The following is a 12,349-nucleotide window of genomic DNA, read 5'->3' as shown; positions in this document are numbered from 1 at the left end:
CGGCGGCTGTCGGAGGTCCGCAGTACGCTCCTGCCATGTCAGCCACCATCGATCTGACCCTGGATTGCGCGAACGCACAACTCCTCGCCGATTTCTGGAAGACGGCGCTGGGCTACGTCGACGAGCCGCCACCCGCCCCCTTCGCGACCCGCGAGGAGTGGCTCGCGCAGTTCGACCTGCCGGAGGACGAATCCGTCGACGACGGGGCGTGGCTCTGCGATCCCGACGGCGTCGGCCCCCGCCTCACGATCCTCAAGGTCCCCGAGCCGAAGACGGCGAAGAACCGGCTCCACATCGACGTCCGGGTGCCGGGACACGGCAGCCCCGAGGAGCGGTGGGCCCGGATCAAGGCGGAGTCCGATCGGCTGGTGACGGCGGGTGGGTCCGTCCTGGCGGAGTTCGACGGGCATCACGTGGTGATGGCCGACCCCGAGGGCAACGAGTTCTGCGTCGCCGCGGCCTCGGCCTGAAGCCGCCCCGGAGCGGGCACCCTGTGCCCGCTCCGGGCCGGGCCGGTCCAGTCCGGGTGGGGCTGATGCGGTGGGCCGTGATCAGTACGGGAGTCCGATCAGGCCCCAGCCCCGCTCCCCGGCCCCCGTGACCACCTCGCCCCACTCGCGCAGGAGCGCGACGGCCTCGTCGAAGCGGCCGGACCGGATCGCCCGGCCATCGGCTTCGTCCTCGGTCCGGGCCTGGGCCTGGGCGTCGAACGGTTCGCGGAGCTCCTCCAGCCGCGGCTCCGCCGTCCGCCAGTCACGGACGAGCGCCGGCACCTCACCCGGCGCACGGAGCAGGAAGTCGGCGTCCTCGCACGACTCGCAGCAGAAGTACGGGTGCACGGCGTCGGTCACCACGACCAGGCGCTCCCCCGCCGGTATCCGGGCCAGCCGCTCCCAGTCGGCCATGACCACGGTGATGTCCAGTCCCATCCGTGCAGGCTAGCAACCGGTCGTGGCCACGGTGCCGGGCCCGCCCTCAGCCGCCGACCGTACGGGCGTGCTCCCACGCCCAGGCGGCGATCCCCACCCGGTTGCGGGCCCCGATCTTGCGCTGGATCGAGGCGAGGTGGTTCTTGACCGTGCCGGACGTGATGAACAGCGCCGCACCGATCTCCGCGTTGGTGGCCCCGTCCGCCACGAGCACGGCGATCTCGCTCTCGCGGGCGGTCAGCGCCTCCGCACCCCCCGTTGACGCCACCCCCGCACCGACCGCCCGGTGGCGCTGCGCCGGAAGGAGCTCCGGCTGCGAGAGCTGCTTCAGCAGCCGGACGGTGATCTGCGGGCTGATCAACGTGTCCCCGGCGACCGCCGCCCGGACCGCCTCCGCCAGCAGGGCCGGGCCCGACCGCTTCAGCAGGAAGCCCGTCGCCCCGGCCCGCAGCGCGGCGTGCACGTACTCGTCCAGGTCGAAGGTGGTCACCACGACCACCCGGAACTCCCCGCCCAGCTGCCTGGTCAGCTCCAGGCCGTCCAGCCGGGGCATCCGGATGTCCGCGAGCACCACGTCCGGGCACAGCCGCCGGGCCAGTTCGAGGGCCTCCACACCGTCGGCCGCGCCGCCGACCACCTCGATGTCCGGCTGTGCTCCGAGGATGATCGCGTACGCGCTGCGGATCGCCTCGTCGTCGTCGGCGAGCAGAACCCTGATGGTCATCGGCCCTCCAAGGGCATACGTGCGGTGACCAGCCAACCGCCGTCACCCCGACCGGCGGTGAGCGTTCCGCCCAGCGCCTCCACCCTGGCCGCCAGTCCGGCCAGCCCGCTGCCGCCGCCCCGGCGCGGGCCCGGATTGGCCGCGCCGCCGGTGCCGTCGTCGGCCACCGTGACCTCCAGACCGCCCCCGACCCGGAGGACCCGCACCACGACCGCACGCGCGGCGGGCGCGTGGCGCCGGACGTTCGTCAGCGCCTCGACGACGACCCGGTACGCCGTCGCCGCCACCTCACGCGGTACCCCGGTGTCCTCCTCCGGGGCCTCCAGCTGCACGGAGGTACGGCCGGAGGACGCGAATCGGTCGACCAGGGAGGCGAGTTCCTCCAGACCGGGCTGCGGTGCGCGCTCGGCTCCCGGCTGATCCCACGGTGTCCGCAACAGGTCGACCGTCCGGTCCAGGGCACCGAGCGCCTGTTGCCCGGCCTTCTCGATCCGCTCGAAGAGCGCCGCCGCGCCGACCGGGTCGGCGGCCGCCAGGACCGTGCCGGCCTGGGCCAGCGCGACCATGCCGCTGACGTCGTGCGCCACGAAGTCGTGCAGGTCGTGCGCGAGTTCGATCCGCTGGGCCCGGCGGGCGGTCTCCACCGAACGGCGCCGGGTGTCGTCCAGGCCGCGCAGGTACAGCCCGGCGAGCGCCGCCGGGACGACGAGGACCGCGCCGAACCCGGTGAGGGTCAGCGGGTCGGCCGCCGCGTCGGCCCCCTCGAACCGGGACGGCCAGAGTGCCACCGCCAGGCCGACGGCCGCGACCGACACCGATCCGGGCCGGCGCCGGGAGTGGCGCAGCGCGAGGACCACCAGCAGGATCAGCGCGGCCAGTTCGGCCAGCGCCGCCAGGGCGGGTATCCGGTCCGCCTCCTCCCACCGACCGAGGAGCGCGGTCGCGGCGGTGACCGCCAGCGACACCGCGGCAGCCACCGCCGCGGTCACCGCCGCACTCGCCGCACCCGCCGGAGTCGCCGGCCCGTGCCGTCGTCGCACCGTCAGAGCGAGCACCGCCACGCCCGGTACGGCGAGAGCCGCCAGCGTTCGTCCGATCATTCTTCCGCCCCCATGCCCCCACCTTACGGATCTTCGGGCCCGGCCACCCCTGCCGATCGGCACATACGGGCCCGGGCCGGACCTCCCGGAACAGCCCGATCGGCATCTGCCGCGCCACCCCGCCCGACCAGCAGTCTTGAGGCATCGCAGCGGCCGACCGGGCCGCCGGGAAGAGGAGCCAGTCCCATGATCGACACCAGGCAGTCCTTCCGGTCTGCAGAGTCCGCCCGGTCCGCCCGGTCCACCCGGACCCCGGCCCGGCAGGCCCGGCCGTCCGGCCACGGCGCCGTCCGGTCCTCGTTCCATCCGGCCGGCGTCCCGGCCGAAGCCCCCGCCCCCCGCTGGGCCGAACTCGCCGCCAGGGCGGCCGTCTGGGCCACCGTGCCGTCCGGACTCTGGCGGATCGCCTTCGCCTTCGGCGCGACGATGGGCTTCTCCGGTGAGGCGCTCGCCTTCCTCCACCAGAACGTCCCCGGCTGGGGCACCGTCTACATGCTGACCCTGAGTACGCTCGCCGAGGTCCTGGCCTTCCTCACCCTCGGCCTGGTCCGCCCCTGGGGGCGGGTGGTCCCCCGCTGGATGCCCCTGATCGGCGGGCGCCCGGTCCGCCCCCTCGCCGCGGTCGTCCCGGCCGCCCTGGGCGCACTGGTCCTGACGGCCGCGGGCGTCCTCGGTGTCCTCTGCTGGAACAGCACCGACAACATGGGCAGCCCCGACGCCCCGCAGGGCCTCGCCGGTCTGGTGATGACCCTCTGCTACCTCCCCCTGGTCGCCTGGGGCCCGCTCCTCGCCGCCGTCACCGTCGACTACGCCCGCCGCACCCGGGGGCGCCGGTGACGCTGCACGGCGAACCGGAGCCGTCCGTGTGCGGGGTCTTCAGCGCGCGGGGCCGTCGACCGGCGGGAGGTCCGCCAGCCAGCCGTGTCCCGGATGCACCCGGGTGAGGAGCGCGGCCAGGGTCTGCCGCTGGGCCCCGTCCATCAGGGGGAGCGCGCCGGCGAAGTCGTGCCGGTCCTTGGGGCGGGCGGCCTTGGCCTTGAACAGCAGCGCCAGTTCCGGCGCGAGGTACGGGATGCCGTCCACCGTCCGGCGGACGACGGCGGTGTACGGCAGGCGGATCGAGGGGTCGCGCCGGCAGATCCAGGTCGGTCCGTCGTGCGGCTCGCGGAAGACGTCCACCAGGAAGTCCCCGGTCGCCGGGTCGCGCAGCCAGGTCTGGTGGGACAGTCCCGCCACCTCCGGCGTGAGCTCCCAGAGACGGCCGGACGCGACGACGTCGAAGGCGAACGCGTCGAACCGGGCCCGGATCTCGGGGAACCGCGCGGCCGGGACCGCGATCTCCAGGTCGTCGTGCCGCCGGGTCCGCTCGCCCCTGAACAGGTCGACGGCCCATCCCCCGGCAACGCACCAGGGAGCCGAGACGCCTGCGAGCCGGGCCGCGACCTCGGCGGGCGTCCAGGCGTTCGCCCATCTGGCCCCGGCCTCGGCCTCGGTGATCCCGACGCCACCGGGAGGAAGTCCATCGGTCATCCGACCAGCCTACCGAGAGGTCGATCACGGAACGGGTTCCCCGCAGGACGCCGTCCGGTGAGCGAGCACGGCGAGAGGCGCGCCCGCCTGCGGCACCGCTCCCCCCTCGACGCGGCACGGTGCGGCGTTTCGGTGGTCTGCGCGGCGGCGGCGTGTCCGGACGCGACCCCGGTGGAATGCCTGGCCTCATGGATCCCACCGAAACCGTGCCGACCGCGAGCACGATCACGCTGACCGTCAACGGCCACCCGCACACGCTCACGGTGGACCACCGGAGCACCCTGCTGGACACGCTGCGGGACCGGCTCGGTCTGACCGGCGCGAAGAAGGGGTGCGACCACGGCCAGTGCGGGGCCTGCACGGTGCTGCTGGACGGGCGCCGGTTCAACAGCTGTCTGCTGCTCGCCGTCGCCCAGGACGGCGCGGCCGTCCGGACCGTGGAGGGGCTCGCCGGGCCGGACGGGCCGCACCCGCTGCAACGCGCGTTCGTCGAGGAGGACGCGTTCCAGTGCGGCTTCTGCACACCGGGCCAGCTCTGCTCGGCCGCGGGCCTGCTCGACGAGACGGCCGCCGCGGCGGAGCGGCTCGACGAAGCGGCCGTCCGCGAGCTGCTCAGCGGCAACCTCTGCCGTTGCGGCGCCTACCCCGGCATCGTGCGGGCCGTCTGCCGGGTGCTGCGGGACGCCGCCGCGGGAGCGGCCGGCGGGCAGGGCGCCGGCGGGCGGCCGGCCGGGGCCGGCGCGGGATCGCGGGTCGCCGGATGAGGCCGCTCGGATACCACCGCCCGGCCGACGTGGCGTCGGCCGTCGCCCTGCTGGCCGCCCACCCGCAGGCCCGGGCACTGGCCGGCGGAACCAACCTGGTCGACCTGATGAAGCTCGGTGTGGAACGGCCCGCCCTGCTGGTGGACATCGCCCGCCTGCCGCTCGACCGGATCGAGAAGACGGCGGACGGCGGCCTGCGGATCGGCGCCACCGTCCGCAACAGCGACCTCGCCGCGCACCCCCTGGTCCGCGACCGCTACCCGCTCCTCTCCGGGGCCGTCCTGGCGGGGGCGAGCGGCCAGCTGCGCAACGCGGCCACCACCGGCGGCAACCTCCTCCAACGCACCCGCTGCCTCTACTTCCAGGACGTCACCAAACCCTGCAACAAGCGTCTTCCCGGCTCGGGTTGCCCCGCGCTCGACGGCGTCCACCGCGATCTCGCCGTGCTCGGCACCTCCGCGCACTGCGTGGCCTCCCACCCCTCCGACCTCGCGGTCGCCCTGGTCGCGCTGGACGCCGTGGTGCACCTCACCGGACCGGGCGGCGACCGCGCGCTCCCGCTCACCGCGTTCCACCGGCTGCCCGGCGACACGCCCGACCGCGACACCGAGCTCGCACCGGCGGAGCTGATCACCGCCGTCGAGCTGCCCGCGCCGCCGGCCGGCGCGACGGGCGGCTACCGCAAGGTCCGCGAACGCGCCTCCTTCGCGTTCGCGACCGTCTCCCTGGCCGTCCTGCTGACGGTGCGCCACGACCGGGTCGCCGGCGTCCGGCTGGCCTTCGGCGGACTGGCGCCCAAGCCCTGGCGGGCCCTCACCGCCGAGGCCGCGCTCGCCGGGGGCCCGGCCACCGAGGAGGCGTTCGCCCGCGCCATGGACGCCGAGCTGACCACCGCCCGCCCGCTGCGCGACAACGCGTTCAAGGTGCCGCTGGCCCACCGGCTGGCCGTCACCGAACTGACCGCGCTGGCGGTGCAGGCCGCAACGTCCGCCCCGAGCGCGCCGACCGACGAAGTCCAGGAGGACAGATGATCACCGACCGGGCGGACCTCGCCCGCCTCGAAGGCTGGGCCAAGGTCACCGGCACCGCCCGCTACGCCGGCGACCACCATCCGGACGGCCTCGCCCACGCCTGGCCGGTGCCCGCCACGATCGCCCGCGGCGACCTCGCCGCCGTACGGACCGAGGCCGCACTCGCCGTCCCCGGCGTGCTCGCGGTACTCACCCACCACGACGCGCCCGCGCTCGCTCTCCCCGACGACGGCGATCCGACGCTCGCCGTCCTGCAGTCCCCGCGGATCGCCCACCGCGGCCAGATCGTCGCCCTGGTCGTCGCCGAGACTCCCGAGGACGCCCGGGCCGGCGCCGCCGCCGTCGAGTGCGTCTACCGGCCGGAGCCGTTCGACGTCGTCCTGACCGACCACCACCAGGGCCTCTACACCCCGGCCCAGGCCAACGGCGGCCACCCGGCCGTCCGCGAGCGCGGCGACTTCGACACCGCCCACGGTCAGGCGGCCGTCCGGATCGACCGCACCTACCGGATCGGTCCGCTGCACAACCACCCGATGGAGCCGCACACCGCCACCGCGCAGTGGGACGGCGAACGCCTGACCGTGCACGACTCCAGCCAGGGCACCAACCAGGTCCGGACGACCCTCGCCACGCTGTTCGGCCTGGCCGTCACCGACGTCCTGGTGATCAGCGAACACGTCGGCGGCGGCTTCGGCTCGAAGGGCACCACCCGGCCGCACGCCGTGCTGGCGACGATGGCCGCCCGCCGGGTCGACCGCCCGGTACGGCTCGCGCTGCCCCGGGACCAGCTGCCCGCCCTCACCGGATACCGCGCGCCCACCGTCCACCGGGTCCGGCTGGGCGCCGACGACGACGGCAGGATCACCGCGCTGGCCCACGAGGTGACGACCCGCTCCTCGACCGTGCGGGAGTTCGTCGAGCAGGCCGCCGTCCCGGCCCGGGTGATGTACCACTCCCCGAACAGCCGGACCGTCCACCGGGTGGTGCGCCAGGACGTACCCACCCCGTCCTGGATGCGGGCGCCCGGCGAGGCCCCGGGCATGTTCGCGTTGGAGTGCGCGATGGACGAGCTGGCCGAGACCTGCGGGCTGGACCCGGTCGAGCTGCGGATCCGCAACGAACCGGCCGTCGAGCCGGACAGCGACCGCCCCTTCAGCAGCCGCCACCTGGTGGAGTGCCTGCGCGAGGGCGCCCGCCGCTTCGACTGGTCCCGCCGACACGCGGACGGCCCGCGCCGCGAGGGGCGCCGGCTGCTGGGCAGCGGGGTCGCGGCCGCCACCTACCCGGTGCTGATCGCGCCCTCCACCGCCGAGGTCCTCGCCCGCCCGGACGGCACCTTCCTCGTGCGCGTCAACGCCACCGACATCGGCACGGGTGCCCGCACCGTGCTCGCCGCCGTCGCCGCCGAGACCCTGGCCGTCCCCCCGGACCGGGTGGCCGTGGAGATCGGCCGCAGCGACCTGCCGCCTGCGCCGCTCGCGGGCGGCTCGGCCGGCACCGCCTCCTGGGGGTGGGCCGTCCACGACGCCTGCACCGGGCTGCGCCGCGCGCTCACCGACCGGGGCGGTACGCCCCTCCCCTCCGAGGGGCTCCGCCATCGTGCCGACACCACCGACGCGGTCGCGGCGGGCGGTACCTTCGCCCGGCACGCCTTCGGCGCCCAGTTCGCCGAGGTCGAGGTGGACGCCGACACCGGCGAGGTGCGGCTGCGCCGGCTGCTCGGCGTCTTCGCCGCCGGCCGGATCCTGAACACCCGCACCGCCCGCTCCCAGTTCACCGGCGCGATGATCATGGGCGCGTCGATGGCCCTGCTCGAACACAGCACCCTGGACCCGGGGTTCGGTGACCACGCCGAACGGGACCTGGCCTCCTACCATGTCGCCGTCAACGCCGACGTCCCCGTCGTCGAGGCGTTCTGGCTGGACGAGCACGACGAACACCTGAACCCGATGGGGGCCAAGGGCATCGGCGAGCTCGGCATCGTCGGCACGGCCGCCGCCGTCGTCAACGCCGTCCGCCACGCGTGCGGCGTCCGCGTCCGCGAACTGCCGATCCGGCCCGAGGCCCTGCTGCCCCGTATGCCGCACCTGCCGCACCTGCCGCACCTGCCGCACCTGCCGCACCTGCCGCACCTGCCGGGCTGACCCGGGGCACGGAAACCGGCACGGAAACCGGCAGGGAAGCCGGCACCGAGACCGAAAATTCTTCGGCTCCGGCTGGTGAGCGACCGTCATTTAGGGGGGTCGACGCTGAAGATCTTCTCGTCAGTGCTGGCCGCCGACCCATCGGCGCCCGGGCGCCGCGGGTCTCGCTTCTGCGCGGCATCCGTCACCGAGCCTGCGACACGGTAGCCCTGGAGACACGGAGAGACCTGGCCCCGGCGAAGCTCCGCCGGGGCCGGACCCGTGTCCGCCACGTCGTCAGGTGACGATCACGTCGCTCACGGGCAGGAAGAACTCACCGCTCGCCCTCGCTCCGGTCCGCAGACATGCCTCCGCTCCCGCCGCCCGGCGACCGGCCGGACACTCCGAGTCACCGTTCGGGTCGGGTGGAGGGCCCCTGCCGCGCGTCGGCCGGCGCCGGGTCAGGTCAGGTCACGGGTACAGAGTTCGTTCCGGCCACCGGCAGGAGGTAGAACAGCTCGGGGTCGCCGTCGTCGAGGCCGTGCAGAAGGCCGACCGGACTCCACCCGGCCCGTCGGAGCAGCCGCTGCATCGGCTGATTGGAGACGTTCGTCGAGGTGAACAGCTTCGGGGTCGCGCACGCGTGCGCCGCGGCGTCGAGCAGGCCACGGCCGACGCCTCCGCCGCGCGCGGCGGAGGACACCATCAGCATCGTGACGAAGCCGTGCCCGAAGAACGTGTACTCGACCACGCAGTAGCCCAGCAGGCCGGACGGCCCCTGCGCCACCACCGCGAGGCCCTCCCGGCACCACCTCCGGATGCTCTCCCGCCGCTCGTCGTCGCCTCCGGCCGCGACCGTGTCGATCCCCGCCAGCGCATCCGCCTCCGACTCCCTCACACGGCGCACGACGAATCCGCCCAGGTCCACGTCATCCATGCGGTCATCGTGTCAGCCCGCCCCGGGGGCGCGCCCGGAAGGGGCCTCTCCGGGGTGCCCGGCCGGTCAGGTGCCGGGAGGATGTTTGAACAACCCTCAGCGGGAAGGCGACGGACAGCGCCGCCCCGTCCGCGGCGCCCGGCGTCGAGGCCCCGGCTCTCCCCCCGGGGCCTCGACGCGTATCCGGACCCCGATCACGACCGGAGGAGAGACCCACATGCCGATCTGGACCGTCCTTCGCCCGCTGCTGGTGGCGGCCGCAGTGCCGGCCGCCGTCTTCGCCGTGGACCGGGTGCTGCAGCTGGCCGTCGGCCGGTTGTCCGCCGCCCGGCCCGGCGCCCGACGGTGGCACGTGCTGCGCCGCTGCCGGATACCCGTGCTGGCGACGGCCACGGCGGCGTTGCTGCTCGGCTGCGAGCCGGCCGCCGGACTCGGCCCGGGCATCCGGCCGCCGGTCCGGCACGCGCTCCTGCTGGCGGTGCTGGTCAGTGCGGGCTGGCTCACCGCGCGGACGGTGTCGCTGTTCATCGAGTCCGCGCTGACCAAGTACGCCGCCGGACGGCGGGACCCCGGGCGGGTACGCAGGGTCAGGACCCAGGTCGACCTGGTCGGCCGGATCTCGGACGTGGCGATCGCGGTGCTCACCCTGGCCGCCGCCCTGATGACGTTTCCGGCGGTGCGCGCGGTCGGCGCCAGCCTGCTCGCCTCGGCGGGTCTGCTCGGCCTCGTGGCGGGCGTCGCGGCGCAGTCCTCGCTGGCCAACCTGTTCGCCGGGATCCAGCTGGCCTTCGGCGACATGGTGCGGATCGGCGACGTCGTGGTGGTGGCCGGCGAGTGGGGCACGGTCGAGGAGATCACCCTCACCGCCGTGGTGATCGCCACCTGGGACCAGCGGCGGATCGTGATGCCGGTCTCGTACTTCGCCGGCAAGCCGTTCGAGAACTGGTCCCGGCGGGACCCGGGGATCACCGGCACCGTCCTGCTGCACCTCGACCACCGCACACCGGTCGAGGAGCTGCGCGCCGAGTTCGAGAAGCTGCTGGCGGGCGACGAGCGGTGGGACGGCACCGGCCGGGCGCTCCAGGTGGTCGACACCACCCCCAGCACCATCGTGGTCCGGGCCCTGATGACCGCGGCCGACGCCGACCGCGCCTTCGAGCTGCGCTGCGCGGTCCGCGAGCACCTGGTCGCGTTCCTGCGCGACCGGCACCCCTACGCGCTTCCGCGGGTCACCGTCGCCCGGACCGAGGCGGTGGCCGGGTCCTTCCCGGACGAGACGGCCCCGTTCCCTCCCGATGCGGTCCCGGCCCGCGGCCACGCCGAGGTGCCCGCGCAGCGGCCGACCCCGTCCGAGCCGGCGGGCGGCGATCAGGGCCGGAACCGGGATCAGGACCGGAACCGGGATCAGGAGCGGACCCGGGATCAGGAGCGGGAGCGGCCGGGGCGGAGTTAGACCGCGTCCCGCCCGGCGGCGGGCCCGGCCACAGCTGCCCTGGACACGGCGGGCCCGGACGCCGCGGCCGTCCGCCGGCGGGCGAGCCCGGCGTCGAGTTCCAGGCCCAGCAGGACCGCCAGGTTGGTGAGCCAGAGCCAGACCAGGAACACCATCACCCCGGCCAGGGCCCCGTACATCCGCCCGAACGTGTCGACGTACGCGGCGAAGAGCGCGAAGCCGCCCGAGGCGGCCAGCCAGAGCGCGACCGCCAGCGCGCTGCCCGGGGAGATCAGGCGCGGTTCGCGGGAGGGGAGGTCGGGGGCCGCCCGGTAGAGCACCGCGACCGTCAGGGTGACCAGCAGCACCAGCCCCGGCCACTTGGCGAACGACCAGACGGTGAGGCCGAAGTCCCCGACCCCGAGCGCCCGGCCGGCCTGCTCGGCGATCGGTCCGGTGAGGACCACGATCGTCACCCCCGCCGCCAGCAGCACCACCAGCACGGCGGTCAGCGCCAGCCGTACCGGTGCCAGCCGCCACAGCGGGCGGCGCTCGCGGACCCCGTGGACGGCGTTGGCCGATCGGATGAACGCGCCGACGTAGCCGGAGGCCGACCAGAGGGCCCCGACCGCCCCCAGTACCGCGAACGCCCCGCCCGCACCGGAGTTCTGCTGCACCTGCCCGACGCCGTCCCGCAGGACGTCGCCGGCCGGGCCGGGCGCCAGCCGGCGCAGGCCGTCCATCACCTGCCCTCCGGGCGAGGGCCCGGCGAGGCCGAGCAGGCCGGTCAGCAGCAGCAGACCGGGGAAGAGCGCCAGCACCCCGTAGTAGGTGAGGGCCGCCGCCCGGTCGAACAGTTCGTCGCCGAGCAGCAACCGGCCGGCGTGCCGCAGCACCCCGTGCCCGGGCTGCGGGACGTGCCGATCGGATCCGTGGCGGGGCGCCCGTCGGGCGCCGGGCGCCGGGTGGCGGCGACGCAACCCGAACGGGCCCCGGTCGCCGCGGTGTCGGTGGGTCAAGGCCGGCATGGTCCCTCCTTCCTCGTACGGCTGCTCTCCTCAAGTCCCGTCGCGCGCACCGCGCGGGCGGCCCGGGCGCCCCGCCACCGCGTGCTGCCGGCGCGGGTGGATGCGCCTCGCTCGTCTGCCCGCCGCGGACCGCCGCACACGGGCCCGCCGCGCCGTCAGGCGGTCGCACACCGACGAACCGACGCGGGTGGCTCGTGCGGCCTCGACCCCGACGGCCGGCGTGCTCATCGGTGCCCGACGGGCCGGAGGTGCCTCTGGGGCCGGACGGGTTCCGGCGGACCGATCCCGTCCGAGGCAGCCAGGACATGCAGAAACGAATTTTCCGAATCCTAGAAATACTGTCGAAATAGAACTGAAATGCGGAACGGATGATTCTGTTCGGCATTTCGACAGAATCCGAACCCCCTTCCCGGGTGGTCCACGGACGCCGAAACCCTGTCCTCCGCCGGGCGTGCGCCGGAGCCGGCAGCCGCGAGGCGCGCGTGCCCACGCCGGTCGGCGGAGCCCGGAGGGGCCATCCCTCCAGGTGGTCGGCCGTACAGCCGAAGGGCCGGGGCGGACCGCTCCGGCCGACCCCGAGGCCGCCACCGGCGGCGGACGACTCCGAACGGCAGCAGCCGGCGCGTGGCCGCGCGCCCCGCTCTCGGAATGTCACCGGCGCAATCCGGGTGCGCAGAACCGGCAGTCCGGGCAGAACGTGCGCCGTTGCGGAGATTCCCCGGCGGACCCACTATTCGGATGGCCGTATCGC

Annotated in this window: 12 protein-coding genes; 6 read left to right on the top strand and 6 right to left on the bottom strand. The window is 75.0% G+C overall.

Annotation, left to right across the window (positions count from 1 at the left end; all coding sequences use genetic code 11):
• Positions 1 to 35 precede the first annotated feature (35 nt).
• A complete protein-coding gene (locus PUR61_RS36135) occupies positions 36 to 470 on the top strand; it encodes a VOC family protein (protein WP_329883790.1) in 435 nt (144 codons plus the stop codon).
• Positions 471 to 551: 81 nt separating this feature from the next.
• Here the strand turns inward: PUR61_RS36135 and PUR61_RS36130 are convergent, their stop codons facing one another.
• From PUR61_RS36130 to PUR61_RS36120, 3 genes are read right to left on the bottom strand one after another with little or no spacing between them, the layout of a single operon-like run.
• Positions 552 to 929: a hypothetical protein gene (locus PUR61_RS36130; RefSeq protein WP_329883789.1), complete on the bottom strand. Its 378-nt coding sequence runs from the start codon at positions 927 to 929 to the stop codon at positions 552 to 554.
• A gap of 46 nt (positions 930 to 975) precedes the next feature.
• Complete coding sequence (locus PUR61_RS36125) at positions 976 to 1,653, bottom strand: response regulator transcription factor (protein ID WP_329883788.1); 678 nt, start codon at positions 1,651 to 1,653, stop codon at positions 976 to 978.
• Entirely contained in the window at positions 1,650 to 2,753 is a 1,104-nt protein-coding gene (locus tag PUR61_RS36120) for a sensor histidine kinase (protein ID WP_329883787.1), read from the bottom strand. The genes PUR61_RS36125 and PUR61_RS36120 overlap by 4 nt, the downstream gene beginning before the upstream one ends.
• A gap of 186 nt (positions 2,754 to 2,939) precedes the next feature.
• Here PUR61_RS36120 and PUR61_RS36115 point away from each other — a divergent pair, with 186 nt between their 5' ends.
• Complete coding sequence (locus PUR61_RS36115; RefSeq protein ID WP_329883786.1) at positions 2,940 to 3,590, top strand: hypothetical protein; 651 nt, start codon at positions 2,940 to 2,942, stop codon at positions 3,588 to 3,590.
• A gap of 39 nt (positions 3,591 to 3,629) precedes the next feature.
• Here PUR61_RS36115 and PUR61_RS36110 read toward each other — a convergent pair whose 3' ends face one another.
• A complete protein-coding gene (locus PUR61_RS36110) occupies positions 3,630 to 4,283 on the bottom strand; it encodes a nucleotidyltransferase domain-containing protein (RefSeq protein WP_329883785.1) in 654 nt (217 codons plus the stop codon).
• Between the two features lie 176 nt (positions 4,284 to 4,459).
• Between PUR61_RS36110 and PUR61_RS36105 the strand changes: the two genes are divergently transcribed.
• From PUR61_RS36105 to PUR61_RS36095, 3 genes are read left to right on the top strand one after another with little or no spacing between them, the layout of a single operon-like run.
• Entirely contained in the window at positions 4,460 to 5,047 is a 588-nt protein-coding gene (locus tag PUR61_RS36105) for a (2Fe-2S)-binding protein (protein WP_443034547.1), read from the top strand.
• Positions 5,044 to 6,078, top strand: coding sequence for an FAD binding domain-containing protein (locus PUR61_RS36100; RefSeq protein ID WP_329883783.1), 1,035 nt, complete (start codon positions 5,044 to 5,046; stop codon positions 6,076 to 6,078). Before PUR61_RS36105 ends, PUR61_RS36100 begins: the two co-directional genes overlap by 4 nt.
• The gene (locus PUR61_RS36095) at positions 6,075 to 8,222 is read left to right on the top strand and encodes a xanthine dehydrogenase family protein molybdopterin-binding subunit (protein ID WP_329883782.1); all 2,148 of its coding nucleotides are present in this window, start codon (positions 6,075 to 6,077) and stop codon (positions 8,220 to 8,222) included. The genes PUR61_RS36100 and PUR61_RS36095 overlap by 4 nt, the downstream gene beginning before the upstream one ends.
• A 445-nt stretch (positions 8,223 to 8,667) precedes the next feature.
• Here PUR61_RS36095 and PUR61_RS36090 read toward each other — a convergent pair whose 3' ends face one another.
• On the bottom strand, positions 8,668 to 9,138 hold the full coding sequence (locus tag PUR61_RS36090; protein WP_329883781.1) for a GNAT family N-acetyltransferase: 471 nt from the start codon (positions 9,136 to 9,138) through the stop codon (positions 8,668 to 8,670).
• A gap of 217 nt (positions 9,139 to 9,355) precedes the next feature.
• Between PUR61_RS36090 and PUR61_RS36085 the strand changes: the two genes are divergently transcribed.
• A complete protein-coding gene (locus PUR61_RS36085) occupies positions 9,356 to 10,591 on the top strand; it encodes a mechanosensitive ion channel family protein (RefSeq protein ID WP_329883780.1) in 1,236 nt (411 codons plus the stop codon).
• On the opposite strand, the gene PUR61_RS36080 is transcribed toward PUR61_RS36085, so the two are convergent.
• A complete protein-coding gene (locus PUR61_RS36080) occupies positions 10,588 to 11,598 on the bottom strand; it encodes a YihY/virulence factor BrkB family protein (protein ID WP_329883779.1) in 1,011 nt (336 codons plus the stop codon). The genes PUR61_RS36085 and PUR61_RS36080 overlap by 4 nt on opposite strands.
• Between the last annotated feature and the right edge of the window lie 751 nt (positions 11,599 to 12,349).

It is taken from the genome of Streptomyces sp. BE20 (assembly GCF_036322525.1).
Classification (GTDB): Bacteria; Actinomycetota; Actinomycetes; order Streptomycetales; family Streptomycetaceae; genus Kitasatospora.
This window is presented reverse-complemented; position numbering and strand designations above follow the sequence as displayed.